The organism is Pseudomonas sp. 1121_17 (assembly GCF_052850745.1).
This window is the reverse complement of record NZ_VXCX01000003.1, coordinates 144,892-171,846: the sequence shown is the minus strand read 5'-3', so window position 1 is coordinate 171,846 and position 26,955 is coordinate 144,892. Positions and strand designations below refer to the sequence as shown.

At 61.0% G+C, this 26,955-nt stretch carries 33 protein-coding genes; 29 read left to right on the top strand and 4 right to left on the bottom strand.

Features of this window, described 5'->3' with window-relative positions; all coding sequences use genetic code 11:
- The first annotated feature begins 127 nt into the window (after positions 1-127).
- From FW789_RS08340 to FW789_RS08315, 6 genes are all read left to right on the top strand, one after another.
- Positions 128-3,103, top strand: a complete 2,976-nt coding sequence (locus FW789_RS08340) for a phage tail tape measure protein (RefSeq protein WP_446431298.1) — start codon at positions 128-130, stop codon at positions 3,101-3,103.
- A 9-nt stretch (positions 3,104-3,112) separates the two neighbouring features.
- On the top strand, positions 3,113-3,958 hold the full coding sequence (locus FW789_RS08335) for a phage tail protein (RefSeq protein ID WP_446431297.1): 846 nt from the start codon (positions 3,113-3,115) through the stop codon (positions 3,956-3,958).
- Positions 3,933-4,139, top strand: coding sequence for a tail protein X (locus tag FW789_RS08330; protein WP_181107960.1), 207 nt, complete (start codon positions 3,933-3,935; stop codon positions 4,137-4,139). The genes FW789_RS08335 and FW789_RS08330 overlap by 26 nt, the downstream gene beginning before the upstream one ends.
- Positions 4,140-4,200: 61 nt before the next feature.
- Positions 4,201-5,247, top strand: a complete 1,047-nt coding sequence (locus FW789_RS08325) for a phage late control D family protein (protein ID WP_446431296.1) — start codon at positions 4,201-4,203, stop codon at positions 5,245-5,247.
- Positions 5,248-5,287: 40 nt separating this feature from the next.
- Complete coding sequence (locus tag FW789_RS08320) at positions 5,288-5,839, top strand: glycoside hydrolase family 19 protein (protein ID WP_446431295.1); 552 nt, start codon at positions 5,288-5,290, stop codon at positions 5,837-5,839.
- Complete coding sequence (locus FW789_RS08315) at positions 5,836-6,354, top strand: lysis system i-spanin subunit Rz (protein ID WP_340611138.1); 519 nt, start codon at positions 5,836-5,838, stop codon at positions 6,352-6,354. The genes FW789_RS08320 and FW789_RS08315 overlap by 4 nt, the downstream gene beginning before the upstream one ends.
- Positions 6,355-6,570: 216 nt before the next feature.
- Here FW789_RS08315 and FW789_RS08310 read toward each other — a convergent pair whose 3' ends face one another.
- A complete protein-coding gene (locus tag FW789_RS08310; RefSeq protein ID WP_340611141.1) occupies positions 6,571-6,903 on the bottom strand; it encodes a hypothetical protein in 333 nt (110 codons plus the stop codon).
- 145 nt (positions 6,904-7,048) lie between these two features.
- Between FW789_RS08310 and FW789_RS08305 the strand changes: the two genes are divergently transcribed.
- Positions 7,049-7,276: a DUF6555 family protein gene (locus FW789_RS08305; protein WP_340611144.1), complete on the top strand. Its 228-nt coding sequence runs from the start codon at positions 7,049-7,051 to the stop codon at positions 7,274-7,276.
- A gap of 120 nt (positions 7,277-7,396) precedes the next feature.
- The gene (locus FW789_RS08300; RefSeq protein WP_340611146.1) at positions 7,397-7,837 is read left to right on the top strand and encodes a response regulator; all 441 of its coding nucleotides are present in this window, start codon (positions 7,397-7,399) and stop codon (positions 7,835-7,837) included.
- Here FW789_RS08300 and FW789_RS08295 read toward each other — a convergent pair.
- Positions 7,797-8,192: a response regulator gene (locus tag FW789_RS08295; RefSeq protein ID WP_340611148.1), complete on the bottom strand. Its 396-nt coding sequence runs from the start codon at positions 8,190-8,192 to the stop codon at positions 7,797-7,799. The two genes, FW789_RS08300 and FW789_RS08295, sit on opposite strands and share 41 nt — an antisense overlap.
- A 195-nt stretch (positions 8,193-8,387) precedes the next feature.
- Complete coding sequence (locus FW789_RS08290; RefSeq protein WP_446431294.1) at positions 8,388-9,092, bottom strand: SOS response-associated peptidase family protein; 705 nt, start codon at positions 9,090-9,092, stop codon at positions 8,388-8,390.
- A gap of 104 nt (positions 9,093-9,196) precedes the next feature.
- Between FW789_RS08290 and FW789_RS08285 the strand changes: the two genes are divergently transcribed.
- Complete coding sequence (locus tag FW789_RS08285) at positions 9,197-9,625, top strand: LexA family protein (protein ID WP_446431293.1); 429 nt, start codon at positions 9,197-9,199, stop codon at positions 9,623-9,625.
- The gene (gene umuC / locus FW789_RS08280) at positions 9,615-10,886 is read left to right on the top strand and encodes a translesion error-prone DNA polymerase V subunit UmuC (protein ID WP_446431292.1); all 1,272 of its coding nucleotides are present in this window, start codon (positions 9,615-9,617) and stop codon (positions 10,884-10,886) included. The genes FW789_RS08285 and umuC overlap by 11 nt, the downstream gene beginning before the upstream one ends.
- Positions 10,887-10,891: 5 nt before the next feature.
- Here umuC and FW789_RS08275 read toward each other — a convergent pair whose 3' ends face one another.
- Positions 10,892-11,257, bottom strand: coding sequence for a helix-turn-helix domain-containing protein (locus FW789_RS08275; RefSeq protein WP_446431291.1), 366 nt, complete (start codon positions 11,255-11,257; stop codon positions 10,892-10,894).
- 440 nt (positions 11,258-11,697) lie between these two features.
- On the opposite strand from FW789_RS08275, the gene FW789_RS08270 reads away from it, so the two are divergent.
- The 19 genes from FW789_RS08270 (at position 11,698) to FW789_RS08180 (ending at position 26,931) form a co-directional block, all read left to right on the top strand.
- Positions 11,698-12,435, top strand: coding sequence for a LexA family transcriptional regulator (locus tag FW789_RS08270; RefSeq protein WP_103436346.1), 738 nt, complete (start codon positions 11,698-11,700; stop codon positions 12,433-12,435).
- A 462-nt stretch (positions 12,436-12,897) separates the two neighbouring features.
- Positions 12,898-13,245 (top strand): phage holin family protein, encoded by a 348-nt coding sequence (locus FW789_RS08265; protein WP_101317309.1) that lies wholly within the window; start codon positions 12,898-12,900, stop codon positions 13,243-13,245.
- Positions 13,246-13,247: 2 nt separating this feature from the next.
- Positions 13,248-13,748 (top strand): hypothetical protein, encoded by a 501-nt coding sequence (locus FW789_RS08260; RefSeq protein WP_446431290.1) that lies wholly within the window; start codon positions 13,248-13,250, stop codon positions 13,746-13,748.
- Entirely contained in the window at positions 13,745-14,305 is a 561-nt protein-coding gene (locus FW789_RS08255) for a phage baseplate assembly protein V (protein WP_446431289.1), read from the top strand. The genes FW789_RS08260 and FW789_RS08255 overlap by 4 nt, the downstream gene beginning before the upstream one ends.
- A 100-nt stretch (positions 14,306-14,405) precedes the next feature.
- Positions 14,406-14,732: a GPW/gp25 family protein gene (locus FW789_RS08250; protein ID WP_207072529.1), complete on the top strand. Its 327-nt coding sequence runs from the start codon at positions 14,406-14,408 to the stop codon at positions 14,730-14,732.
- Positions 14,729-15,610 carry a baseplate assembly protein gene (locus FW789_RS08245; RefSeq protein WP_446431288.1) on the top strand — a complete coding sequence of 294 codons (882 nt, stop codon included), beginning with the start codon at positions 14,729-14,731 and terminating at the stop codon, positions 15,608-15,610. The genes FW789_RS08250 and FW789_RS08245 overlap by 4 nt, the downstream gene beginning before the upstream one ends.
- Position 15,611: 1 nt before the next feature.
- The gene (locus tag FW789_RS08240) at positions 15,612-16,220 is read left to right on the top strand and encodes a phage tail protein I (RefSeq protein ID WP_446431287.1); all 609 of its coding nucleotides are present in this window, start codon (positions 15,612-15,614) and stop codon (positions 16,218-16,220) included.
- Entirely contained in the window at positions 16,213-18,702 is a 2,490-nt protein-coding gene (locus FW789_RS08235; protein WP_446431286.1) for a phage tail protein, read from the top strand. The genes FW789_RS08240 and FW789_RS08235 overlap by 8 nt, the downstream gene beginning before the upstream one ends.
- A gap of 3 nt (positions 18,703-18,705) precedes the next feature.
- Positions 18,706-19,137, top strand: coding sequence for a tail fiber assembly protein (locus FW789_RS08230; RefSeq protein ID WP_186697710.1), 432 nt, complete (start codon positions 18,706-18,708; stop codon positions 19,135-19,137).
- Positions 19,138-19,222: 85 nt separating this feature from the next.
- Complete coding sequence (locus tag FW789_RS08225; protein ID WP_186697712.1) at positions 19,223-20,389, top strand: phage tail sheath subtilisin-like domain-containing protein; 1,167 nt, start codon at positions 19,223-19,225, stop codon at positions 20,387-20,389.
- Positions 20,390-20,402: 13 nt separating this feature from the next.
- Positions 20,403-20,912 (top strand): phage major tail tube protein, encoded by a 510-nt coding sequence (locus FW789_RS08220; protein ID WP_101317328.1) that lies wholly within the window; start codon positions 20,403-20,405, stop codon positions 20,910-20,912.
- Between the two features lie 10 nt (positions 20,913-20,922).
- Positions 20,923-21,225 carry a phage tail assembly protein gene (locus FW789_RS08215; protein WP_446431285.1) on the top strand — a complete coding sequence of 101 codons (303 nt, stop codon included), beginning with the start codon at positions 20,923-20,925 and terminating at the stop codon, positions 21,223-21,225.
- 125 nt (positions 21,226-21,350) lie between these two features.
- Positions 21,351-23,171: a hypothetical protein gene (locus tag FW789_RS08210; RefSeq protein ID WP_446431284.1), complete on the top strand. Its 1,821-nt coding sequence runs from the start codon at positions 21,351-21,353 to the stop codon at positions 23,169-23,171.
- Between the two features lie 9 nt (positions 23,172-23,180).
- Positions 23,181-24,026: a phage tail protein gene (locus FW789_RS08205; protein ID WP_446431283.1), complete on the top strand. Its 846-nt coding sequence runs from the start codon at positions 23,181-23,183 to the stop codon at positions 24,024-24,026.
- Positions 24,001-24,210 (top strand): tail protein X, encoded by a 210-nt coding sequence (locus FW789_RS08200; RefSeq protein ID WP_186697721.1) that lies wholly within the window; start codon positions 24,001-24,003, stop codon positions 24,208-24,210. The genes FW789_RS08205 and FW789_RS08200 overlap by 26 nt, the downstream gene beginning before the upstream one ends.
- Positions 24,211-24,230: 20 nt before the next feature.
- Complete coding sequence (locus tag FW789_RS08195; protein ID WP_446431282.1) at positions 24,231-25,265, top strand: phage late control D family protein; 1,035 nt, start codon at positions 24,231-24,233, stop codon at positions 25,263-25,265.
- An 81-nt stretch (positions 25,266-25,346) separates the two neighbouring features.
- Entirely contained in the window at positions 25,347-25,895 is a 549-nt protein-coding gene (locus tag FW789_RS08190; RefSeq protein WP_207072540.1) for a glycoside hydrolase family 19 protein, read from the top strand.
- Positions 25,892-26,389: a lysis system i-spanin subunit Rz gene (locus tag FW789_RS08185; RefSeq protein ID WP_371411567.1), complete on the top strand. Its 498-nt coding sequence runs from the start codon at positions 25,892-25,894 to the stop codon at positions 26,387-26,389. The genes FW789_RS08190 and FW789_RS08185 overlap by 4 nt, the downstream gene beginning before the upstream one ends.
- Before the next feature lie 59 nt (positions 26,390-26,448).
- Positions 26,449-26,931 carry a CinA family protein gene (locus FW789_RS08180; protein WP_186697727.1) on the top strand — a complete coding sequence of 161 codons (483 nt, stop codon included), beginning with the start codon at positions 26,449-26,451 and terminating at the stop codon, positions 26,929-26,931.
- Positions 26,932-26,955: the final 24 nt, after the last annotated feature.

Below are 26,955 nucleotides of genomic sequence, written 5' to 3'. Positions count from 1 at the left end.
CAAGTTGCAAAAGCAGCTGGCCAAGCGGCTCGCTGTCGAGCTGGGTTTCTCGGCCGCTGAGATAGCGGCCATGGCTTGGGAGGATGTGGTTTGGTGGCTCACGGATTGAGCCGTTGAGGGGTGGCGTATGGCAGGCAAGCTGGCGTTATCGCTGGTGATCGGGGGCGCCGTCGCATCGTCGGTCGGCGCCGCGTTCAACACGGTCGAGGACCGTATTGGCAAGCTGGAGAAGAAAGGCAACAAGGCCAAGGTGCTGAAAAGCACCATCGGCGAAACGGTCAAGCTGCGCGAGGAATGGAAGCGGGCGCACGACACCGGCGCCGCCGGCGCCGACAAGCTGCTGCGCAAGCTGGAGGGAAATTTGACGGCCTTGCGCAAGCAGGGAGTCGAGGTCGGTCGGCTCGGTCAGGAGTACAAGCGCCTGACACGCGAGGCGAAAGCGGCCGATCTGCAGGTCAAGGGTCATCAGCAAATCGGAGGGGGAAAGTCTGCGCTCGCGTCCGGTGTTCAAAAGGCCGTGATCGGGATGGGGTTGACGGCGATCCCGACCAAGATCAGCGCGGACTATCAGGCTATCATCCGTGATATTGCGATCAAAGCGGATGCGGTCAACAAGCCCCAGGAAGTGCAGCTAAGTCGTACGGTGATCAGCACGTCCAAAGACACCGGCATGGCCCGCAACGGCGTGGCGGATCTGATCAACCAATTAGTCGGCGCTGGCATGGAACTGGACAAGGCCATGGCCTACGCACCGATGGCGGCCAAGTTCGCCGTGGGTCAGGGCGCGTCCGGCGTCGACACGGCCAGCATGATCATGGCCCTGCAGCAGAACGCCAAGATCAACGACCCGAAGGTGATGCAGCAGGCGTTGGAGGCTATTGCCTACCAAGGCCAGGCGGGCAGCTTCGAGGCCAGCGACATGGCGCGCTGGTTCCCGCAACTGCTGGCCAGCATGGAAAAGAACGGCAGCACCGGCTTGGATGCGGTGACGTCGCTCGGTTCCATGCTCCAAGTGCAGATGAAAACGGCGGGCAGCTCGGACGAGGCTGCCAACAACTTCAAGAACTGGGTAGAGAAAATCGGTTCGGGGGATGTGGTCAAGGCCTACGCGGATGTTGGTATCGACTACCAAGGCTCGCTGAATACCGGCATTCAAAAGGGCATGAGCAGCATTGAGTCGTCGATGGCCCTGGCGATGAAATATGTGGAAGCCACTGACCCGGCGAAGGCGCAAAAGATCAAGGACGCCAAGGCCAAGATCAGCAGCGAAGTCGACCCGGAGAAGGCCAAGGCGGCGCTCGATGCGCTGGAGAAATCCTTGCGCACCGGCGACCTGTTTGCAGACATGCAGGTCAAGGCCGCGCTTACGGCCTACTCGCAAAACAAAGAGCTGTATGAGCAGCTTAAAAACGACTCCAAGAATTCGTCGGGGATTCTGGACAAGAACCTGGCTGAGCGCCGCGAAACATCGGCGCAGCAGTGGTCCGAGCTGTCGCAATCGGTCGATGACTCGATGCGCAGCATTGGCGATGCCATCCGGCCCGCCACGGACGCGGCCGCCAAAGGCCTGACGTGGGTGGCGAAGGGCATCGCCGGCCTGTCGGACAAGTTCCCAGGCATGGTAATGGGCGCTGCCGGCGTGACCGCCGCTGTCGCGGCGCTGATCACCACGTTTAGCGCTGCCAAGATCGGGGTTGGCGTCTTCAACGTGGCGCGCGGCTCGATCATGGGGCGCACCCGTGGGCGTAACGCGGGCGGTGCCGGCGATGCGCTGCCCAAGACGGGCAATCGTGCTGTGGATGCCGGGCTGGGCGCCTTGGGCAAGGTCTTTGGCGGCGCAGCGGCCAACGATGGCGGCTCAGGCCTCAGCAGCGAGCCGCAGCGCGTCTTTGTGGTCAATGCCGGCGCATTGGGTGGGGGTGTTGGTGGCGGCGCCGCTACGGGCGCCGGAGAGCGGGCAGGGAGTCGCCGCAGTCGTCGCCGCGCCCGGCGGCAGGGTGCAACGTCTCGCGCCGCGCCACGGCCGGCGGCTAAAGCACCACGGCCGGCCGTCAAGGCGCCAAGCGTGCCGATTGCGCCGAAGGCTCTGGCCGAAGGTGCGGGCGAGCTGGCCGGGCTGGGCAAGACGGTCAGCAGCATTCGCAACGTCACACGGCTGGCCAAGCGCCTGCCGGGCGGCAACGTGATTGACGCGGGCATGGGCGCGATTGATACCGCGATGAATGCCACGACTCAGGACGAGAAGGCCGAAGGCTACGGCGGCGCCGCTGGCGGCTTGGCCGGGGCTATGGCTGGCGGGGCGATGGGGGCTGCGCTTGGTTCTGTCGTGCCGGTGATCGGGACCGTGATCGGCGGTGCCATTGGTGCGGCCATTGGTGGTATGGGTGGTGAGTCGCTGGGTGGGTTCCTCGGTAAGAAGTGGTTCGGCGAGGATGAGGAAAAGCCCGAGGAACCGGCGCCGGCGGTCAAGCAAGAAGATCCGCCCGCCGCGCCTGTATCGCCGGCAGCGTCTTTGCCGCCGCCTGTGCCTGTCTCGCTGGCCGCGTCTGCAGTACCGCCGGCGCCGGCGATTTCGTATGACCCGCGTGACCCTGATTCAAAAGACCCGTACCTCGTGCCGGCACTGACGGCCAACAAGGTTCGGTTCCCTGGGGCTGCGTTGGCCAAGTCGCCGGCGGCACCCGAAGCGGCTGCTGTACCTGTTGCACCTGCAGCGCCTGCTGTTTCGTATGACCCGCGCGACCCCAACTCAAAAGACCCGTACCTTGTGCCGGCACTGACGGCCAACAAGGTTCGGTTCCCTGGTGCCGGCTTGGCGCCGCCTACGGGCAACGTCGTGCGGGATATGGCGGCAACGGCAGCACCTGCAGCGAGCGCCCCGGAGCTGGCCAAAGCGGCAGCGCCAAGGGGTGAGGCGCCGAAGGTTGACCAAGCCTTCACGTTCTCGCCGACCAGCACAATCACGGTGCAGGGGGATGTTAAAGACCCTGCGCAGTTGGCCCGCGAGCTGGAGCCGCACATGCGCGCCCAGTGGGAGTCATTCCAGCGCGAGCAGGGCGCCCGCATGGCCTCAACTCAACTATTTGATGCTGCACACCTGTAAGGGGGCGATATGGCCTACATGGAGTTAATGGGGTCCACGCTGTCGTCACTGATCGCGGCCGGGGAGGCTGGCCGGACCAGCCTCGACGGCATGTTGGGGCCGCTCAACGGGGCGGTCAGTGATATGACAGGGGCGGCCTCGGAGCTGGAAGGCATCCCGTTTATCGGGCCTGCCATCGGCGCCAAGCTGCAGCGGACCATGCGGGCGATCAACGCCGCCCAGTCCGCTGTTGGCCAGGTGGCGGCGACCTATAGCCGGGTGGTGACTGCAGCCAGTCAGGTGCAGGAGCGAATCGGCGCCGTCAAAGAGCAGGCCGCGCGGGCGGGGGCGGCGATCAACCGCATCGCCGGCAAGATCAGCCCGTCACTGGGCAACATCGTGCCGACCGGCGCCCTGGGCGTCGAGGCCACCCCGGCGCCCGAGGCGGTGAAGCCGTTCCCGCATCTGCTGATCATGCAGCCGCTCGACCCCAAGCTTGAGCCGTATTACTTCAACATGGACACGGCCGGCTTTGACGAGCTGCGCCGGCAGACGGGCTTTCGATGGGCTGGCCAAGAGCGGCTGACGCGGGACATTGCGCAGCAGGCGGTCGGCCAGGGCGAAGACAAGCTGACGATCAAGGGCGCGATCTACCCAGGCTTCAAGGGCGGTATCGGCCAGCTGAACACGCTACGCACCATCGGCCGCCGTCTGCAGCCGCTCAGCCTGATCACAGGCTATGGCGAGGTGCTGGGCAACTGGTGCTTAACGAACGTGGACGAAGACCAAGGGGCGCTGCTGCCCGGCGGTATCCCGCGCAAACAAGGGTTCTCGCTGGAGTTCGTGAAGTATGGCGATGACATGCAGAACGTCTGACGGGGATCTGCTGGATACCCTCTGTCACAACGTCTACGGCCACTTGCTCGGCACGGTCGAGACGGTGCTGGAGGCCAACCAAGGTCTGGCCGACGAGCCGCAGCCTTACCGGGCAGGCGTCTTGATTCACTTCCCGGATCTGCCGGCGCCGCAAACCGAGTCAATCATGCTGTGGGATTGATCCCGCGTTACACGTAACGAACCCCGCCGAGTGCGGGGTTTTTCATTTCTGGAGCACACGCATGAAACCGATGTTTCGCATCGTCGCGGACGGCAAAGACATTACCGCGCTGATCAATGATCGCCTGCTGTTGCTGCGCACCACAGACAAGCCCGGCATGGAGTCGGACGAGTTCGAGTTGCGCATTGACGACCGCGCCCAGCAGGTGAGCCTGCCCAAGCGTGGCGGCGGGATCGAGGTCTATCTGGGCTATGACGGCCAGGCTCTGGCGCGCCTCGGCCGTTACACCGTCGATGAAGTCGAAGTGACCGGCCCGCCGGACACCATCACCATTCGCGGCAAGGCCAGCGATATGCGCGGCAGCGGCAAGACCACGCGCAGCGGCAGTTGGGAAAACGTGCCGCTCGCGCAGATCGTGCGTGACGTGGCCGCGCGTAACGGCTGGACCCCGGTCTGTTCGGTGCAGGCCAAGGTGGCGCGCATCGACCAGAACAACGAATCCGATTTCAATTTCATCACCCGGCTGGCCAAGCAGTACGACTGCACGGCCAAGGTGGGCGACGGCAAGTTGCTGGTCATGCCCAGGAACGGCAACCAAGGCGCAAGCGGCAAGACGCTGTCGGCCGTGACCATCAACCGCGCGGACGTTAGCCGGTATTCGTTCCGGCTCGGTGATCGAGGCACGCAGCAGGCGGTCAAGACCAAGCACCAAGACCCCAAAACTGGCGCCATGAAAGTCGTGGAGCTGGGCAACGATGAATCGCCTGATGGCCTGCCGGCCGTCCACACCGACCGCCATATCTACCCCAACGAGTCGGCAGCCAAGCAGGCCGCCAAAGCCCGGCTGGCGGCATTCAACCGCAGCACCGCCGCCGTGCGGCTTGAAATGGCCGGGCGAACTGACCTGTTTGCAGAGCGCCAGATCAACGCCGATGGCTTCAAAGCGGGCCTTGATGGCGAGTACCAGGTGGAAAGCGTAGAGCAGGTCTTTACCCAGTCCGGCTGGTCTACGACCGTCGAGTGCAACGGCGGCAAGAAGGGCAAAGCAAAGGCCGCCGGCAAGAAAACGAAGAAAGCCAAGCAGCCGCTCAGGGTCGAGCCGCTGTAACCCAATGACCTTTAAATCAACCTGTTCAAGGACAAACCGAATGGCTATCACCGAGAAGCAACTGCTGCAGATTCTCCCCAACGCCGGCGCAAAAGCCGGCGTTTTTATTCCTGGACTCAATGCCACCATGGGCAAATACGCCATCGTCACCCGGTTGCGCATGGCTGCTTTCATCGCCCAGCTCGGCCATGAGTCCGGGCAACTCCGCTATGCGCGGGAACTTGGCAATGATGCCTACCTGGCCAAGTACGACACCGGGCGCCTGGCCCAGCGCCTCGGCAATACGCCCGAAGCAGATGGTGATGGGCAGCGATACCGCGGCCGAGGGCTCATCCAAGTAACCGGCCGCGCGAACTATGAGGCGTGCAGCGAGGCGCTATTTGGTGACAGTCGCCTCCTCAACACTCCTGAGTTGCTCGAACAGCCTGTTTATGCGGCGCTGTCAGCAGGTTGGTACTGGCAGCGGGCTGGTCTCAACACCCTCGCCGACAAGGGCGACATCTTGACGATCACCAAGCGGATCAACGGCGGCACCAATGGCCTGGAAGATCGCATGGCCCTCTACAAGCGAGCGCTCGAGGTGCTGCAGTGAACGCGCTGGGTTGGCGTCTGGCAATCCTCGCACTGTTGCTTGGCGCATACCTCGGCGCTCGTGGCACATGGCTGTGGCAGGACAACCACTACGGAAAAGCGCTGGCTGATCAGGCTGGCGAGTATCGGCTCGAGCGTGAAGGCGCAGCTGCGGCGGTCATCAAATGGCAGGCTGAAGAACAGGAGCACCGTCGCGGCTTGGAAGATCGTTTGAAGTCCATTATGGGCACCCATTGGAAGGAGATGAGTGATGCTCAAACTACTCAAGCTCGCCTGCGTGACAGGCTCGCTACTGCTGATCTACGGCTGTCAGTCATCCTCGCCGCAACCACAGCCGAGAGTTGTGGCTGTGGGGTGTCAACCGCCGCCAGCGCCGGAGGCGTGGTACATGGAGTCCTACGAGCCAACCTTGACCCAGCGCATGCTCAACGAATTGTCGCCATCACCGACGAAGGCGATCGAGGACTGATCGCGCTCCGGGCCTGCCAGGCCTACGTGCGCGAAATTACACGTTGATAAGAGCGAGCCGGCGAGGGTGCGTCAACACCCCAGCCGGCCCGCCGAACCCGCAGACCATTCCTGAAGTCCAGTCGAGGCTCTGGTTCAGCTTGCTGGCAACGGACAATGCCCTTCCGCTCTGAGCTCATGTCTTCGAGGTAATGCACTGGGAAGAGGGGTCATAGCTGAATGTCCCTTCCTTACGCGGGCATTTGCCGCTTTCCACATTTGGGTTTAGGACGTTCCATCCACTTGTTTTCTTGGCTTATCAGCTAAGTTTGCTGTGGGCCAAGGTGTCGCTGCGCAGCCTTCGGCTGTCTCCCTAGCTTTTCCAGCGCCCCACAGTAATGCTCTCGTCATGGTCTCCCCTGGGCGCTTCAAAAAAGCTTCCTCGTACAGAGCCTGGCCATCCTTTGCGTATATCCCGATAAATAGCTGAGTAGCTCCGGTGCGCGACAGACGTGCTTGTACATCAATCGCCACCCCATTCTCCATGGTTTCAACATGGGTTCGATGATGAAGCGATGGATCAGCCCATTGCCAAAAGATTTCGCCTCGATGCCACATGACTACCCTCCTTTTACCTTTCGTCATCCGGGCGGAACGAAAGCCAATCACCAGTGTAGCTGCTCTTTTTTCCCTATGCTGGAAACGAAGCGGCTTATAGCAAATCTAAGACCTCAGGACACAACGAACCGGAGGGAAACGCACCATGTCTGATGGGCTCTACATTGTTGAATACAAGCTTCACGGAGCTGACCGCTCGTTTGTGATCCGTCATCAAAGAATGACCAATGAGGAAGCCTGGCACTGGGCGAGCTGTGATGCTGGAGTAGGTTTGATTCCACGTTTCAGCGGCGAAAAGAATTTCAAAAAGGTAAGTAGACCCACTGCTGAGCGTTATGGCATCGAAGATGTGCGCTGGCGGCCCTCAGTTTGACTGCCTATTGCAGGCTGACCGAGCCAGTCACACCAGGAGGACCTTCATGGCCTTATGCCATTATCGACCGAGCCGACGAGAGATGAAACACTCTCTGGTTCATAGGCGAGGGTGATTGCAATGCTAATCGAGAACAACGGCCTCTCCCTTGACGGGCAGGTTATAATCTTGGTTGAGGATGATGTAGCGTTACGTCATTTGGCGGCAGACATCATCACCGAGCTCGGGGGCGACTGTTTAGCGTTTGAGTCTGCAGATGATGCACTGATAGCGCTGCTTGAAAGCCATGGAAGGTGCTCCTTGATTATTGCCGACCATGGCTTGCCTGGTCAGATTAAAGGTGCAGAGTTCCTCACACTGGTCAATGGAAAGTGGCCCGCTATACCGACAATTTTGACCTCGGGGTATCAGCTCGAGGTTGCGCACCATCGAAAACCGTCTGAGTTTCTTTTCAAGCCTTGGTCGCTGAACGAGCTGATTGATGCAATGAGCCTCGCCCTGACATCCGCACCTGGCCGGCTTAGTCCGGTGCAAATCGATCTTCAGCGAGATGAAACGTAACTAGAGCGTAAAAATCATCCACCTTCCATGGTTTCTCAATAAAGCTCAAGCCTGGGCTACGAGGAGCATCGAACTCACCGTAGTATCCACTCATGAGTATTATTCCAGTCTGCGGAAGGTGCTGGCGGGCTACGTGGGCTAGATGAAACCCATCATACCGCCCGGGAGTTTGGACATCCGCAATGATTAAATTCCAAGGCTGGCGTTGCAGCGCTACGATTCCTTCATCTGCCGTGGCTACCGACGTGATCTCAGCCGGAAGGTCTTCAAGGATGATTTTTATCATGTCTCGAATTGCCGGCTCGTCCTCAATGAGCAGAATTGCATGTGGCGGCGTGTGGGTCGTCTTATTCATAGAATCTCAAGGGCCGTGCCCGGTATTGACATTTGAATCTTACTGATGCTGAGGATGCTCTGCTGCTACCACTTTGAGCTTAAGACTAGGTTGACTTACGCGGCTAGGTTACGCGATTCATGCTAAGGCGATGTCTGGTCGGTCATTCAATGACAACACTGATTTCCGAATTGGCAGACTGTGGGGCTGACGCAGCTATTCTAGCGGTGATATTGAAACCTCGTCGATCAGCTCTTGGCCTTGGTTGCGGACATTTCCTACATGCTTGCTCACAGGGTACCATCTGAAGTCCGTAGCAGGTCGGCAGCCAGTCTGCACGATCTCCTCGGCCCGTTCAGCTGTGGTGTCTTGGGCAATCCACTCGCGTGCAAGCTCAGGCGTCAGCACGAGCGGCTTACGGTCATGGATATCGATCAGTCCTTCGTCAGCTGCAGCGGTGATGATCACAAAGCCATCTCGGTCATCGGGTTCTAGACCTGGGTGAACCTCAGCCAGCGCCGCAAAGTACAACGGTTCCTCGTTTGCCGCAGTGATGTAGTAGGGCTGCTTGCGCTTCGAGTCACTTGGGTCTGGGATCCATTCAAACCACCCATTAGCAGGCGCCAACGCCCGGCCACCCGGCCAAAGCGATTTGAAAAACTTTCCCATCACCACAGTCTCGGCCCGCGCATTGATGGGGTCGAGGCGCTTCCCCTTCGCCCAAAAGGGCGACCATCCCCATTTCACTCGGTCAACGCTGACGCCGCCATCGCTTGGGCGAATCAACTCGACGCGAGTTGACGGCGCCACATTGTAGCGGTTGATCCGCTCATGGTCGTAGCCGTTGATCACCACAAGATCCAGCGATAGCTGCTGGAGATAGTGATCCATTGACTCGTAGATCGAGTACCGTCCGCACATAACCCACCTCGACGTTGATCAGCTTCTCATCGTATTGGTATTGACCGGAATGAGTCCTACTAGTTTACTGTATGAATATACAGTTTGAGTTGGATCGACCTGCCATGACAATCACCTTTCTTGGGACGCCCACGGGCGGGCCTGCGTTGCTGCCCATCTACTCATTCCGCGTGCCAGCGGGATTTCCTTCACCTGCAGCGGACCACCTTGAACGGCATATTTCCCTTGATGAGCTGTTCGACCTCCGTGCCCCTCATGTCTACCTGGTTCAAGTGGAGGGAGACAGTATGCAGGGCGCCGGGATCCATTCCGGTGATCTCCTGATCGTGGACCGTAGCAGTGAAGCCGAACACGGAGACATCGTGATTGCTGCAATCAACGCTGAGCCTGTCTGCAAAAGGTTGTACCGCCGTGACGGCGCGCTGATCTTGCAGTCAGAGAACCCTGCCTATCCGCCCCGCCACGTCATGGAAGGCGATGACCTGATGATCTGGGGCGTGGTTCGCTATAGCGTGCGCGACCATGCGCAGTGATCAGGTGTTCGCCCTCATCGACTGCAACTCGTTTTATGCAAGCTGCGAGCGCGTCTTCCGACCTGACCTGGCCAAGACGCCAATAGTCGTCTTGAGCAACAATGACGGCTGTGTGATCGCTCGATCCTACGATGCTAAGCCGTTCGTCAAAATGGGTGAGCCTTTCTTCCAGGCCAAGGAAAAGCTGCGGCGGCATGGCATTGTGGCTTTCTCCTCGAACTACGCCCTGTATGGCGACATTAGCGAGCGCGTGATGTCACTGATCGAGGCTATGGTTCCGGGAGCTGAGGTGTATTCGATCGATGAGTCATTCGCAGATCTCACCGGCATCCCTGGCAATCTGACCCAGTTCGGCCGTGACATGCGGGCCAAGATCCTTAGGTGCACCGGCATTCCTGTAGGGGTTGGTATTGCGCGGACTAAGACGTTGGCAAAGCTGGCCAATCACACCGCAAAGCGCCTGCAGGTTGAGACTGGGGGGGTGGTCGACATCTGCGACCCCTTCAAGCGCGATTGGGTGTTGCGCAATACCGACGTCAAAGAGGTGTGGGGAATCGGTAAGCGGATGACTGCCCACCTCGAAGCGATGGGGATCCGCACTGCGATGGATCTGGCCAAAGCGGATCCATGGACCCTTCGGCAAAAATTCAGCGTGGTGGTCGAGAAGACAGCCAGGGAGCTCGCCGGCACACCTTGCCTCGAGCTTGAGGAGGCTGACCCGCCAAAGCAGGAGATCTGCTGCAGCCGGATGTTCGGCAAGCGTTTGACCGAGATCGCTCCGATAAAGCAGGCGGTGGCCACCTACGCCGGGCGAGCGGCGGAGAAGCTGCGTGCTCAGGGATCAGTGTGCAAGCGCATTCGAGTGAGTATCCGCACCGGCATGTTCAATCCCGATGAAGCCCGCTATGCCCAGGGCGCTTTGGTTGAGCTGCCATACCCTACCAACGACACGCTGCTACTCACGCGAGCCGCTGCAGAGGCAGTTGCGCGGATCTACAGGCCCGGTTTTCGGTACAGTAAGGCAGAGGTGCTGCTGCTGGATCTGCGGCAGCCTGGCGAGTTCACTGATGATCTGTTTGCGGTCACGCAGCCGGTGGCAAGCGACCGGCTAATGTCGGTGCTGGACGAGATCAACGGAAAATATGGAAGAGGCACTATGCACACGGCGACCGTCCCCCGCACCCCCGATTGGGGGATGCGCCGGGAAATGATGAGTCGCTCCTACACAACTCGGATTGATCAGCTATGGAAGGTTCGCTGATCTGGTCACTCGATCAAATGGTGGTCGTCCCTCGTACGGGGATGAGGCGTGGCCCCTCGGCAGTTGCCGGCGCGCAGGGGAGGGTGGCCAGGGAAGAACACTAGGCCCTTCGCCTCCAGTGCATGAGCAAGGGCCTGCATCGTGACGCGGCGCAGTTCGGCCCCGTTCTCGATGCTCCTTATCGCGCCTGGTGATACGCCCGAACGAAACGCCAAGGCCTCGACGCTCCAGCCCAGCAGGGAGCGCGCTGGAGCGCAGTGGTAGGGTAGGAAGCCAAGCGGCAGTTGCTCCATCAGCCATTCCATGGCCTCGAGCTGTTCGTCATCCAAGACTAATCGAATGGGTTGCGTGTCGATTACGTCTGCAGACATCTGAGAACTCAAATTTAGCTGTATGTTCGTACAGTATAAAGGTTGAGGCACTATTATGACAAAGCGTGGGGCGCTGCCCGGTGCGGCTGGGAAGGTTTGGGGCACAAATGGGGCAAACCGAGCGCCATTCTATGCCCCTCAATGCCCTTTCAGCGTCTCGCCAGTAACTACTAAAAAAGCGCCCAAGCCCTTGTATATGGGGCTTGGGCGCTCATGACGTTAATACCCCAGCACAATTGGAGTGTGCGCGGAGAGGTCAGACATTCGGGGCCTTACAGCGTGATTCGGTGGGCGATTTTGAAACCGGCAATGTTACAGACTTTTGCCCAGCGATGCAGGGACGATACGCCATTGGATTGCCGCGCTCTGCCAAGCGCTGGCTGGCCCGTGCGCTGCCGCATCAATTGCATTTGCGCACAACTCGTTGCATTATGCGGCTTATGCAAAAACGCAACGTAGCCTCCGTACTCAAGACCTTGCTCGATCGCCACGGCCTGTCTCCGACGGAGCTGCACCGGCGCACGGGCGTTCCCCAATCCACGCTTTCGCGGATTCTCAGCGAAAAGATCGTTGATCCGTCAGACAAACACGTCTCCAAAATCGCCGAGTATTTCGGCGTCAGCACCGACCAGTTACGTGGCCGCGCCGAACTCGGCGATTCGCGTGAAGCGGCGCAGCCGGCTCATGGTCATGCCGACATGAGCGATATCAGCCTGTGGGACGACGAAACCCCCGTCGAGGACGACGAGGTCAGCGTGCCCTTTCTTCGCGAGGTCGAGTTGGCAGCAGGATCAGGAAGATTCGTCATCGAAGAGAGCGAGCGTGCGCGCCTGCGTTTTGGCAAGCGCAGCCTGCGCCACAATGGCGTCCAGTTCGACAACGCCAAGTGCGTGACCGTGCGCGGTAACAGCATGCTGCCGGTGCTGCGTGATGGCGCCACGGTAGGGGTCAATACCGGTAAATGTGCGATCGGCGATATCGTCGATGGCGACCTCTATGCCATCAATCACAACGGCCAGTTACGTGTGAAGCAGGTATATCGCCTGCCAACCGGCATCCGCCTGCGCAGCTTCAACCGCGATGAGCACCCCGACGAGGACTACACCTTCCAGCAGATGCAGGATGAGCAGATCAGCCTGCTGGGCCACGTCTTCTGGTGGGGGATGTACGCCCGCTGAGTGAATATCGTCAGAACAAACCCGCTTCGGCGGGTTTTTTTTCGCCTGCAGAAAAGTCCTACAGCCAGCGTGATGCATGGCCTTCATGCATATCAGCAAATCCTCATGTGAAAACCTATGAATAAATGCATTGACTGCATATGCATATGCGCATAACGTGTTTCTCAAGCCGGGCAGAAACCGGTTGTTGCAAAGGCAGCGATGAACAGGCCTCAACTGTTCAGAGGGTTGGCAACTGGCCCGGGTGTGCAGCGTAAAGCACCACGAACAGTTTTCCGGCGGGCAGGCGGCCGCGGTCGGAGTGAACAGTTTTGGACATGACCGCAGGTGTCACCAGTAGTGGCCTGCGGTTGACCACGCATTACTGAAAAGCCGGCGATGGCGGGCTTTTTGGAATGCTGAGTTGAAGCGTAAACCGACCTGTCGACAGTCGTCGGCGGGCATCACACAGGAGACAGGGCAGTGACGAACGAGCAACAAGCGTTACTGGAAATGCCGCTCTGGCTGGTAATCGTCCTGGCGTTGCTGGGCGGTGTTTCCGGCGAAATGTGGCGGGCCGACAAGGCTGGAGCAAAAGGCTGGTCGCTGGTGCGCCGGCTGGCGCTGCGTTCCGGGGCATGCATGATCTGTGGCGTGTCGACGGTGATGCTGCTGTACGCCAGCGGCATGTCGATCTGGAGCGCCAGCGCCTTTGGCTGCCTGACGGCGATGGCGGGAGCAGATGTTGCCATCGGCCTTTATGAGCGCTGGGCAGCCAAGCGGCTTGGGCTGCGCGACGGCGCGCGGGCAGATGTGCGAGAGGAGCCCTGAACATGAGCGAACTGACAACCTTACACGCGGCAGTAACCGCAACCATTCGTGAGGCGATCCCGGAACTTGCGTCAGTCGATGCATATTCAGCTGTAGGAAACAGCACGGCATTACCCGCACTGCGCTATGGCGTGGTGCGCATGACGGCCGATCCTGCCCCCCGCGACGGGCGCTCGGTGCTGCTCGCCAGTTTCGAGGCGGACATTACCGCCGCGGATAGCGCCCAGGCCGAGGCGCGCCTGCAGGGCAGCCTCCTGGCAGCGCAATTGATCGACGTGCTGCGCCAGCAGTTCTGGGAGCTGGATTTCGTCGAAGCGAGCCGCAATGTCGAGGCTCAGTTCGACGGCAGTGGCTGGACGGTGCGCTGGGACCAGCCGGTGCTGCTCGGCGAGCCACGCTGGGATTGGCCCGACCAGCCGCCTGGGCAGTTGATGCTGGGGATCAGCCCGGAAACCGGCCCTGGCAACGAGGGCAATTACTTCCCTGCACAGGAGCTGTCATGAGTTACTCAAGTTCAATGCACGACCGCATGTTGGCCTGCCTGGTCATCCCTTGCCGCGTCGTGGCGGTGGACCCTGCCGCTGCGCGGGTACGGGTCTCGGATGGCAGCGGCTGGAGCAGCGCCTGGTTGCGCTGGCATGCACTGGCGGCAGGCCAGGCCCGCCACTGGCGCGCGCCAAGTATTGGCGAGCAGGGTGTGCTGTTGAGTCCCAGCGGCGAGCCGGCTCAGGGCACGTTTTTCCCGGGACTGTATGGCAATGCCGGGAGCCCACCAGATAACCGTGACCACCTTGAAGTGTGGCATTTCGCCGATGGCGGCTCACTCGCCTACGACTGGCAAGCTCGGCGCTACGACATCCACTTGCCGACCGGTAACGCCAGCATCCGGGTCGGGGCCAGCACGCTGCAGGTCAGCGACTGCGCCATCAGCCTTGACGCAGCGGCGATCACCTTCACCGGTAGCGTCTCGATCAAGGGCCCGCTGGTGGTCAGCGGCGATATCAATGGTGGCGGCCAGATCATCGACACGGCCGGCAATACGGCCAATCACAAACATTAACAGACCCGCCGATGCGGGTTTTTTTCTGTCAGGAGACTGCTATGCAAACCTGCCCATGGGGCTCGGCCATCGCTGTCCGGTGCTCGCCTGGAGGTGCGCCATGATCGGTATGGACCGGCGCACCGGCCAGGCGTTGGCCGGCATCGCCCACCTGCGTCAATCGATTGAAGACATCCTTTCTACCCCCCTCGGCAGCCGCCGCATGCGCCCGGAATACGGCAGCCAATTGCGCCGCTACGTCGACCTGCCGGTCAACGAGGGTTGGAAAAGCGCAGTCCAAGCTGAAGTCGCCCGTGCCCTGGGGCGTTGGGAACCGCGTTTGCAATTGGAGCGAGTCAAGGTGATTGCGGTAATCGGCGGTCAGGTCAGCATGAGCCTGCGTGGCCGCTACCTGGGCGCTGATGCCACGCTCGAGGTGCAGGTATGAGCCAAGTCGACCTGGCCCGGTTGCCAGCACCTCAGTTGCTCGAAGATCTCGATTACGAGGCCTTGTATCAGGCTGATCTGCAGACCTTTCGCGCGCATCTGGGGGACGCTTGGACCGCACAGCTTGAAAGTGACCCGGTCTGCAAGCTGCTGGAGGTCGGGGCCTACCGCAAATTGCTCAACCGGGCACGCATCAACGACGCGGCCAAGGCACTGCTGTTGGCTTACGCCCAAGGCAGCGACCTCGACCAATTAGCGACCAATGTCAGCCTGCAGCGTTTGCTCATCCAGACTGAAGACCGGACTCAGGTACCGCCGCTCGAGGCACTGTTCGAGTCTGACGCGGCACTGCGCGAGCGGGTGCAGTTGGTCTACGAGGGGCTTACCACTGCCGGGCCGCGCAACAGTTACATCCTGCACGCTCGCAACGCCTCGGGGCTGGTCGCTGACGCGACCGCCGAGAGCCCGTCGCCCGCGGTCGTCGATGTCACTGTGTTGAGCCTGGAGGGCAACGGTGTAGCAGATGCGCAGTTGCTGGCCCAGGTGGCCGCGTACCTCAATGACGATGACATTCGCCCGGTAGCCGACCGCGTCAGCGTGCGTAGTGCCGAGGTCTTGCCGTACCGCATTGATGCCACCCTTTACATCGCTGACAGCGGCCCTGAGTCGGAGGCGGTGCTCGCCGAGTGCCGTCGTCGGCTACAAGCCTGGATCAACCCGCGTCGACGCCTGGGCGTCGAAGTTGCACGCTCCGGGATCGATGCACAGCTGCACATTGGCGGGGTCAGTCGGGTTGAACTCAGCGGCTGGGCCGACATCCGCCCGAGCAAGTCCCAGGCTGCGTGGTGCACGGGCTTCGATCTGAAGCGGGGCGGCTGATATGGACAGCCTGCTGCCGCTCAACCGCACCGCGCTGGAATGCGCCATCGAAGCCGCAGGCGATGAAGACCTCAAGGTCGACTTGCGCCTGCTCTACAGCCCCGAAAACTGCCCGCCGCATTTGCTCTATCAACTTGCCTGGGCCTGGTCGGTCGACCGCTGGGACGACAGTTGGAGCGACGCGATCAAACGCTCGGTGATTCGCTCGTCGTTCTTCGTACATGCCCACAAAGGCACCCTTGGCGCACTTCGGCGTGTGGTCGAGCCGTTTGGCTACCTGATTGAAGTGGAAGAGTGGTGGCAGGCCAAGCCGGCTGCTGTGCCTGGAACCTTCGCTTTGAAGATTGGCGTTTCCGATGCGGGCATCAGTGAGCAGACGTATGCCGAGTTGTCGGCGCTGATTGATGACGCCAAGCCTGTCAGCCGGCACCTGACAGGTCTGGTGATAAGTCTTGAAAGCCGCGGCGCGCTGCACTTGGGCTGCGCCATTCAGGACGGCGACGAGCTGGATGTCTTTCCGCCCGCCTCATCGGTCATTGCGGTCACCGGCACCATCGGTCGCGGTGGTCGCGAACATTCAATTGATATCTTGGACATTGCTCATGGTTGATCAGAATTCACAGTTCTACGCCATTCTCACTAATGTGGGCGCGGCGAAACAGGCTAATGCCGATGCGTTGGGCATCGCTTGGAAGATTACTCAACTGGGGGTGGGAGATGCCAACGGCAACGATCCAACTCCAAACGCGACCCAGGTCAGCCTAATCAACGAGTGGCGACGTGCGCCGTTGAATCAACTCAAGGTAGATGACAAGAACAGTGCGGTTATCGTCGCCGAGCAGGTGATTCCTGCCGAGGTGGGTGGGCACTGGATTCGCGAAATTGCCCTATACGATGCGGATGGCGACATGGTCGCTGTGGCAAATTGTGCACCGACCTACAAGCCGCTCCTAAGTCAAGGCTCGGGACGTACCCAAGTGGTGCGGATGAACCTGGTGGTGAGTAGTGCCAGCAACGTCCAGTTGAAGATTGATCCTAGCGTGGTACTTGCCACTCGGGAGTGGGTCACCGAGGAATTGGCGAGGCAGGATTTCAAGCATTCGGTGGTAGCGGCCACCACGGCAAACATCGTCCTCGGCGGCCTGCAGACGGTCGACGGGGTGGCGTTGCTGCCCGGCAACCGTGTGTTGGTCAAGAATCAGACCGCGGCGAAGGACAACGGGCTGTATAGCGTGGCTGCCGGGGCCTGGACCCGGTCTGCAGACACGGATACCAGCGCTAAGGTGACGCCGGGGCTTTTGGTGCACGTGGAGAAAGGTACGGCCAACGGCGATAGCATTTGGCAGTTGGTCACTGATGCCCTGATTTCCCTCGGCGTTTCGGGCTTGAGTTTTGAGATGGTGTTTGGCCGCACCGGTGTTGCTGCCGGTACTTACCGTAGCGTTACGGTCGACAAGAACGGTCACGTCACGGCTGCAGCCAATCCAACCACGGTGGCTGGCTACGGTCTGACGGACGTGTACACCAAAGCTGAGGTCACTGCCGCGCTCGCGCTCAAGGCTGCGTTGGACAGCCCGCTCTTCACTGGGAACCCACGGGTACCCACAGTTGCGCCTGAGTCCAATGACTACAGTTCGGTTAACACTTACTGGGCGCGCCGTATGGTGGCGCAATTCAACGCTCAATATGGTCTTGGCCATACCACCAGCGGCGCCATACCTGCGACTAAAGAGGAATTAAACAGCCTGCCGTCTGGCAACTACTACTATCCCTCAGTGATATCGCCATACCCTCTGCTCGTATTCGTACAGCGTATGGCGTACGCCACTAATCGTGGGTTCGAGATTGCCAACTATCCCTACCAAAAGCGGATTTTAGGGCGGGTAAGTAACAACGATGGAACCTGGCAGGAGCCGTTCGAGCTGGCGAATCTGGAAAGCCCAGGGTTTACAGGTATTCCGACAGGGCCAACTGCAGCCAAGGGTTCAAACACGCTGCAGATCGCCAACACCGCATTCGTCCAAACTGCTATTGCCGCCGTAGTCGATTCAGCACCGGGTACGCTCGACACGCTCAAGAAACTAGCCGCATCGTTGGCCAATGACCCCAACTTTGCCACCACGACGACAAGCGCACTGGCAAGCAAAGCAAACAAAGGCACCACGTTGGGCGGATATGGCATTGTCGATGCGCTGCCACTGTTTACCAGCGTCCCGACGGATATCGCGTCGGTGGTCAAAAGTTCGGTGATCTATCAGAACCCGTCAAATGGGCATCAGAATGCCTTGGGCGTGGCGGCAGGCTGCGTGCTGACAATAAGTGTCGAGAACGGCTCCGGATTTCAGCTCTACGGACGCGACGAAAGTTTGCTGTTCCGAGGCCATACCGGCAACGAATACAAGCCGGTTCGCAAGGTCTTTCACTCTGGCAACTTTGATCCCGATGCGAAAGCCGATAAAGCAACCACGTTGGCAGGCTACGGCATCGCCGATGCGTTGGTGGTCAAGAACAATTACGCAAGCAGGCAGCAGCCGCAATTGGCGTCACCTACCGCAGGGATAGGCTCGTTGGATGTGGGCCTTGTGATGCGCGAAGCTCAGGAAGTAGGTGCGGCCCAGGTTACCGACGAATACGCGCCGGGGATTGGGTTTTACTGGGCGGCTCGCAAGGCGGGTCGATTGATCATGGACGCCGCCGGAGTCTTGAAGTGGAGCGGCAACCCGCTACTGACAGGGACGATCGCCACTCAAACCGAGGTCAACCAGGGGGCTACTGAAATTGCGGTAGTAACGCCCAAACGAATGCGTTTTGGCTTTGCCGCGAGCATGACGTCAAACGGTTACCTGATTTTGCCAACTTGGCTAGGTGGTTTTGTTTTTCAATGGGGCACGGTGCCGTCTTCTGCTGTTGCGGGTACTCAGAAAAACTTCGTGATTCCGTTTCCCACCAAGTGCCTGAGCATGGTGGGTTCGCCTTGGGGCAATCTTTCGTCAGCCTTTGAGGCAGCAGAGTTCTGGGGAGCCACAGAATCAACGTTCTTCAGCGCCAACTCGGCGGCCCAGACTAATTCCTACTTTGCAATCGGATACTGATCTATGAAACGGCTTTACAGCATGAGTACGGGTATGTGCTACCTCGTAGGCATCCATAAGGCAATTCCTGAAGATGCTGTGGAAATCTCCGATGACTGCTTTGATTCGGTGATAGGCAACCCTGAGCCTGGCAAGCTCCGAAGCCATGATGAGCAGGGGCTGCCAATACTGATTGACCCGCCGCCGCTTACACAGGAACAGCAGGCAGAGCAAGAGCGGCAATGGCGCGATGCTGAACTGGCTACGCGGCAGTGGCTGCGCGACCGTCACCGCGACGAGCAGGACCTTGAGCGCGAAACCACCCTGCCAGCCGACCAGTTCGCCGAACTACTGGGCTACCTGCAGGATCTGCGCGACTGGCCCCAGTCAGATCAATTTCCCGTCGTCGAGCACAGGCCGGTCGCGCCGCCCTGGATCGCCGACCAATCCCAATAACGCCCCGCACCGACGGGGCGTTTTCTTTTCTGCTGTACCCCTGATGGCCTCGCTGACGCGGGGCCTTTTCATATCTGGAGAATTTATGTCTGGCTTCTTTCACGGCGTTACCGTAACAAACGTCGACACCGGCGCACGCACGATCGCTTTGCCGTCGTCCTCGATCATTGGTTTGGTCGATACCTTCACCCCGGCGCCAGCGCTTACCGCTCAGCCCAATGACCTGATGCTGATCACCAGCGAGCGCGAGGCGATTGCCGCGTTTGGCCCTGACGCGGCGATCACCAAGGCTTGCCAAGCCGTCTTTACCCGTGCCAAGGCGGTGATTGTCGCCTGCGGGGTGGCCAAGCTTGAGGACGCGGCCGAGCAGACCTCGGCGATCATCGGCGGCACCTTGGCGGACGGCAAGCGGACCGGCCTGCAGGCACTTCTCGACGGCAAAAGCCGCTTCAACGCCCAGCCGCGTCTGCTGGTTACCCCCAAGCACAGCGCGACCCAGGCTGTCGCTACTGCCCTGGTGGCGCTGGCTGACAAGCTGCGCGCAATTGCCATCATCGACGGCCCCAACACCACCGATGAAGCGGTCATCGCCTACGCCGGCGAGTTCGGCGCCAAGCGCTCCTATATGGTCGATCCGGGTGTGCAGTACTGGGACACCAGCAAAAACGCCACGGTCGACGCGCCTGGCTCGGCGTATGTGGCCGGGCTGTTCGCCTGGACCGACGCGGAGTACGGCTTCTGGGCCTCGCCATCGAACAAGGAATTCGTCGGTATCACCGGCACCGGTCGCCCGATCGAATTCCTCGACGGTGACGAAACCTGCCGAGCCAACCTGCTCAACAACGCCAACATCGCCACCATCATTCGCGACGACGGCTTCCGCCTGTGGGGCAACCGCACCTTGTCGGCCGACGCGAAGTGGGCCTTCGTCACCCGTGTGCGGACCATGGATATCGTCATGGACGCGATCCTGTATGGCCACAAATGGGCGGTCGATCGCGCCATTACCGCGACCTACGTCAAGGACGTCACCGAGGGCCTGCAGGCGTTCATGCGCGACCTGAAGAACCAGGGCGCGATCATCAATTTCGAGGTGTTCGCCGACCCTGAGCTGAACACTGCCAGCCAGCTCGAGCAGGGCAAGGTGTACTGGAACATCCGCTTCACCGACGTCCCACCTGCTGAAAACCCCAACTTCCGCGTTGAAGTCACCAACCAGTGGCTGACCGAAGTCCTTGATTCCGTCGCTTAAGGAGCGCATCAACATGGCAATGATTCCCGAAACCCTGGCCAACCTGAACCTGTTCGTCGATGGCGTCAGCTTCCAGGGCGATGTACCCAGCCTGACCCTGCCCAAGCTCACCCTGAAAATGGAAGAGCACCGCCCAGGCGGCATGGACATGCCGGTCGAAATGGACCAAGGCATGGAGAAACAGGAGGCGGCGTTCACCACCACCGGCGTGCGCCGCGACGCCCTCAAGTTCTTCGGCCTGGCCGATGGCAGTGGCTTCAACGGCACCTTCCGCGGCGCCTTCAAAGGCCTCAAGGGCAAGATCAATCCGGTGGTGGTGACCCTGCGCGGCGCCCTCAAGGAAGTCGATATGGGCGACTGGAAGTCCGGTGACAAAGCTGAAATCAAGCACAGCGTGGCCGTGACCTACTACAAGCTCGAAGTCGATGGCCGACTGGTCTACGAGATCGATGCGCTGGGTATGAAGCGCGTGATCAATGGTGTCGATCAACTGACTGCGCAACGCATTGCGCTCGGCCTTTAAGGAGAAGCCCATGGCTCAAGCAAAAAAACTGCCGCAATGGCTGACCCTGAGCGCTGAACGCGTCAGCGTGCAGCTGTCCCGGCCCAGCCAGGCCAATGGCGTCCAGGTCGATAGCCTGTCGTTGCGCGCACCCACCGTGCGCGATATCCGCAACGCCCAGGCGGGCGGCGCCAATGATGACGAACAGCGTGAACTGAACCTGTTCGCCTCGCTGGCCGAGGTCGGTATCAAGGACCTCGAAGGCCTGGCCCTGAAAGACTACAGCCGTCTGCAGGCGGGCTATTTTCGCCTGGTGCAAAACGACGAACTTTGACCCGGCCCGGCACAAGGCCGCTGCCAAGCGGCTGGCCAAGGAGCTGAACTTTTCCGCGAGCGAAATCATGACCATGCCGTACAGCGACATGGTCTGGTGGCTTTCGGAATGAGCAGGAGTAAGCCATGGCAGAGACAATAGGGCCATTCAACCTGGGGCTCAGCGTCAACTTCAGCCCGCCGTTGGGGGCTGCGCTTGACGCGCTGCGCATCAACATCGATCTGTTACGCAAGCAAATCAATACCATGCGGCTTGGTCTGATCATCGGTGCATGGGGCGGAGTCGGGCCTGTGCTTGAGTCGGGGCGTCGAATCGGCGGCTCGACCGAGATAGATCATTCGCAGGGGCTCGGCGCACAGCGTCTGACGCTAGCCCCTGTGAACGATCAGCTGAGTCGTCTGCATCAGAACTTGACCCGGCTGAACCTGGCGATATCTGGCCTGGTTTCGGTAAAGCAGCAGGATCCGCCAGCGCAGTGGCTCACGCCTTTGAAATACCCCCCTGCGGCGAGTGCCTCACCCTTGCCAGAGCAGCGCTCCGCTGCGGGGGCGGAGCATCTGGTGACGCTCAAGGGAGAGGATGCTGAAAAAGCCGGGAGCCAGGCGGCGCCTGCGGCAGGCGCAAATAACAAAGTTGGGATGCTCGCAACGCTTGCGGCAGCTGCCACCATTCTTGCCAGCGCAAGCTATAAAGTGAGCCAACAAGCTTCCGCATCTGGACGATTGCGGGCGTTCAAGGCTGTGAGTGACGTTTTCGGTGCAGGTGTGGTTGGCGCTACGCTCACTGGTGGCAAGGCATTGGTCACAGGTGAGGATGGCAAGGAGAAGGTCGAGGGGGTTGCTGCGGCAGCGGGGGGATTAGGCGGGATGCTAACCGCAACAGCACTCGCAAACGCCTTTTCCAGAAACAAGCGACTTCAACGGTATGCGCCGGTGATCGGCGGCTTCGTCGGCGATATCCTGGGTGGGCTGGCAGGCGGCAAGTTGCATGATTTTTTCCAGGACGAGCCAAAGCCGACCGCATCGAATGCGTCCTCAGTTGCGCAAGCAGGTGAAGCGGGATCCGCGCCAAGCTCTGCAGGTTCGGGGCAACCGGAGCAACAAACACGCGATAAGAGAATTGAATCGGATGCGCCATCATCGACAGTTGAATTTATCGGTAAAGGCCGGTCATTCAATCCAGCGGCAGCGACAGTTTTCCCTCTGCCGCCAGTCAATGGCTGGTCCGCCGCTTCATTGGCCCCTTCATACGTACAGGCTGGAGGGGCAAGCTTTTTCAGTGCTGCGCCAGGTCTTTTGCGGACTGGCTCTACCACGGTCGGCTCCAGCTCACCTCTCCTCCAGCCACGCAAAGCCTGGAAAGGAATTCCAGGCCTGACACTGCTGGACACCACCCTTCAACTCGCCGACACCTACAGCAGCGATGTCACGCCTGTGCAGAAGCTCGAAGGCTATGGCACCGCTCTGGGCGGCTTGGGCGGAGGCTTGGCCGGCGCTGCAGCGGGCGCTGCAATCGGCTCGGTGGTGCCAGTGATTGGTACCGCCATCGGCGGGCTGGTTGGCGGCGTGCTTGGGAGCATGGGTGGCGAGCAGGTTGGCGGCTGGTTGGCCAGGCTCGTGACCTCAGACACGCCCCCAGCAGAGCAGGCTGCGGCCCATCGCGAATCCGACCCGGCGACATCACCTGGAGACGCGTGCCAATCGTTGGCCGAGTGTACCAAGCAGCCAACGCTGTCGACCGATCCCGCACAGACCGCGCCAACAGCACCCACCCCCATGATCAATCAGCAATTCACCTTTACCGCCAACATGCCGGTCACCTTCAACAACAGCCTCAATGACCCCAGCACACTGCTCCAGCTGGAGGCGATAGCCCGTCGTCAGCTGGAAGAGCTGATGCGTCAGGCCCGCGCAGTGCAGATGTTTGAACTACCCCACGTTGGTTGAGGAGCACTCATGAGCTATCAGGAACAGCTGCAGGCTGGCCTCCACGCGCTGGTCAAGGCGGGCGAAGCGGGGCGTCGGCGGGCCGACGCGATGCTCGAGCCGATGGATCAGGCCATCGGCCATGTACAGGGCGCCGTCGCCACCCTGGAGGGTTTGCCGGTGGTTGGCCCGGCGATCGGTGCGCGCCTGCAACGCAGCATGCGGGCAATCACTTCGGCCCAGGCCAAGGTGGCCAAGGTCATCGATAAGTACGACCAGACCCTTGCCGTGGTGCGCCAGGTGCGTGATCGCCTCGGCACTTTCGCCGAGCAAGTGGACAAAGCCGGGGCCGCGGTTCGTCGGGTGGTGGGGGGAGTGCGCGCGGCAGTTACCGGCGCCCTCTCGACCCTGGGCTTCGCCCCCGATAGCACCCCGGCAGCGGAGGCGGTCAAGCCGTTTGCGCACCTGCTGGTGCTGCAACCGCTCAAGCCCGGCGCCGCAGCGTACTACTTCAATCTGGATACTGCCGCCTTCGACCAACTGCGGCGGCAGACTCGCTTTCGCTGGGCAGGTCAGGAACGCCTCAGCCGCGCCAGCGCGCAACAGGCGGTGGGCCTCGGCGAAGAGACCATCAATATCCGTGGTGCGATCTTCCCTACTTTCAAAGGCGGGCTCGGCCAGTTGCAGGCACTGCGCAGCATCGGTCGGCAATTGCTGCCGCTGTCGTTGATCAGCGGGTACGGCGAGGTGCTTGGCAACTGGTGCCTGACCAGCGTTGAAGAAGAGCAGAGCAGCCTGCTGGCCGGCGGAATCCCGCGTAAACAAACCTTCTCACTGGAGTTCATCAGCTATGGGCAAGACCTGCATGACGTCTGAGGGTGACGTGCTCGACAGCCTCTGCCAGCACTATTACGGCCACCTCAACGGCAGCGTCGAGGCAGTCCTGGCGGCCAACTACGGCCTGGCTGATGAGACCCAGCCGTTTGCCGGCGGGGTGCTGATCAGTTTGCCCGACCTCCAGCACGCCGCTGCCGGCACAACGGTCCAGTTGTGGGACTGACCCTGCTTCGGAGCCACCCCATGCAACCACAGTTTCGTATCGTTGCCGACGGTAACGACATCACCACGCTGATCAACCAGCGTCTGCTACTGCTGCGCACCAGCGACAAGCCGGGCATGCAGTCAGATGATTTCGAACTGCGTATCGACGCCCGCGACGGCGCACTTGCATTACCTTCGCGAGGCGCCTTGATCGAGGTTCATCTCGGCTATGCCGGGCAACCGCTGACCCGGCTTGGGCGCTTTACGGTCGATGAAGTCGAGCTGTCCGGCCCGCCTGACACGCTCGTCATCCGCGGCAAGGCCAGCGACCTCTGCGGCAGCGGCAAGACCACCCGCAGCGGCAGTTGGGAAGCGCTGCCGCTGCAAAGGATCGTCAGTGAAATTGCTGCGCGTAACGGCTGGCAGGCGGTGTGCCCGCTGACCGTGCTGGTCGCGCGGGTCGACCAGTACGCGGAGTCTGATCTGGCCTTCATCACGCGTCTGGCGCGGCTCTACGATTGCACCGCCAAACTTGCCAACGGCCAGTTGCTGGTGCTGCCTCGCCAGGCTGGCAAGAGCGCCAGCGGCAAGCCGCTTGGCGTGGTCACGCTTGACCGCAGCATGGTCAGCAAATGGCAGTTCCGCCTGGATGACCAGCAGACCCACAAGGCCGTGCGTACCCGTCACCAAGACCCTGCCAGCGGCGCGCTGCAGGTGGTCGAGCTGGCCAACAGCGCGGTGACGCCGGGCGACCAGCCGGTGCATACCGACCGCCACGTCTACCCCAATCGCGCCGCTGCCGAACAGGCCGCCAGGGCGCGGCTGGCCAGCTTCAACCGTGGCACCGCCAGCCTGCGCCTGGAGATGGCCGGACGAACCGATCTGTTTGCCGAGCGCAGCATCGAAACCAGCGGCTTCTGCGCCGGGCTGGACGGGCTGTACCTGATCGATTCGGTTGAACAGCTGTTCACCAACAGCGGTTGGCAGACCACGGTGCACTGCAATGGAGGCAGCCAGGGCAAATCCAACAATAAGGGCGTCGCGCCGCGGCGAGGCACGGCTATCAAGGTCTGAACAACGTGTGCGCGGCTCATCGTTGCGGCTCAAGCCCAGGACCTCGTCCTGGGCTTTTTTTGTTAAACAAGGAGGTGCAGCATGCTTACCGAAGGCCAACTCAGCCAGATATTTCCCCTCGCCGGCCAGCGGGTCGGCACCTTTCTCGCAGCGCTCAACGAAGCTTTGCCGCGTTGGCAAATCGATCATCCCAGGCGCATCGCGGCGTTTCTCGCACAGATCGGCCATGAGTCCGGCCAACTGCGCTATGTGAAGGAGCTGGGTGGCGATCGCTACCTCTCCCGTTACGACACCGGCAGCCTTGCGCGGCGTCTGGGTAATACGCCGCAGGCAGATGGTGATGGCCAGCTGTACTGCGGCCGCGGCCTGATTCAGATCACCGGCCGTAACAGTTATCAGGCCTGTAGCCGGGCCCTGTTTGGCGATGAGCGCTTGCTGGCGCAGCCGCAGCTGCTCGAACAGCCGCGCTGGGCCTGCGAGTCGGCGGCCTGGTTCTGGCATTCACGCGGGCTCAACGCGCTGGCGGATCGCGGCGAGTTCAACCGCATCACCCGTCTTGTCAATGGCGGCCTGAATGGCCTGGACGAGCGCCTGGCGCTGTGGGCGCGAGCACGCGAGGTGCTCTGTTGAGCCGCGGCTGGCTGTGGCTCTGCCTGCTGCTAATGCTTGCGTGCGCTGCGCTGGCCTGGCAGGTCCAGGGTTGGCGCTATGGCCGGCAATTGGCCGAGCAGGCGGGCAGCCATGCACAACAGATGCGTCAGCAAGCCGAGACGCTTGCCGGCCAACTGCTGGCCGAGCGGGCTTTACAGCGTGACCTGCAGCAGCGTCTACAGGCCAGCGAATCGCGATATTTTCAGGAGCTTACCAATGCCCAACAAACTCAGGCTCGCCTGCGTGATCGGCTTGCCACTGCTGATCTGCGGTTGTCGGTCCTGGTCGAGCGCGACAGCGCTTGCGCCACTGTGCCCGCCGCCGGCGCCCCCGGCAGCGTGGATCATGGCGCCGTACGCGCCCGACTTGAGTCAGCGCATGCTCGACGAATTATCGCCATCACCGATTTCGGCGACCGCGGATTGATCACATTGCGTGCCTGCCAGGACTACGTCCGCGAACTCACACGCTGACCCCTTGTCTGACCTTCTCAGGGTGATAGGGTAGGGCGCATTCCCGTCAGGAGCCGACCATGGACCCGATCACCGTTCTTTCAAGCAGTCTGGGCGAGCACCTGCAGCAGCTCAATGCGCAGGTCACCACCGCCGAATCTTGCACCGGTGGCGGCATCGCCGAGGCCATCACGCGGGTTGCCGGCAGTTCGGCGTGGTTCGAGGCCGGCTACGTGACCTATTCCAACAGCCAGAAGACTCGCCAGTTGGGCGTGCCAGCGCAGTTGTTCGAGCAGGTCGGCGCGGTTAGCCGCGAGGTGGTCGAAGCGATGGTGCGGGGCGCGCAAGCAGGCAGTGGCGCGCGCTTTGCCGTGGCCGTCAGCGGTGTTGCCGGCCCCGGCGGCGGTTCAGCAGAGAAACCGGTCGGCACCGTCTGGCTGGCCTGGGCGGATGGCGACCGCGTCAGCACTATGCGCAAGCACTTTACCGGCGACCGTGAAGCGGTGCGCCGACAAACGGTGATCGCCGCGCTAGACGGCTTGTTACAGCTTGGCACCGAGTAAATTGCCAACAGGGGTTTGCTCAGG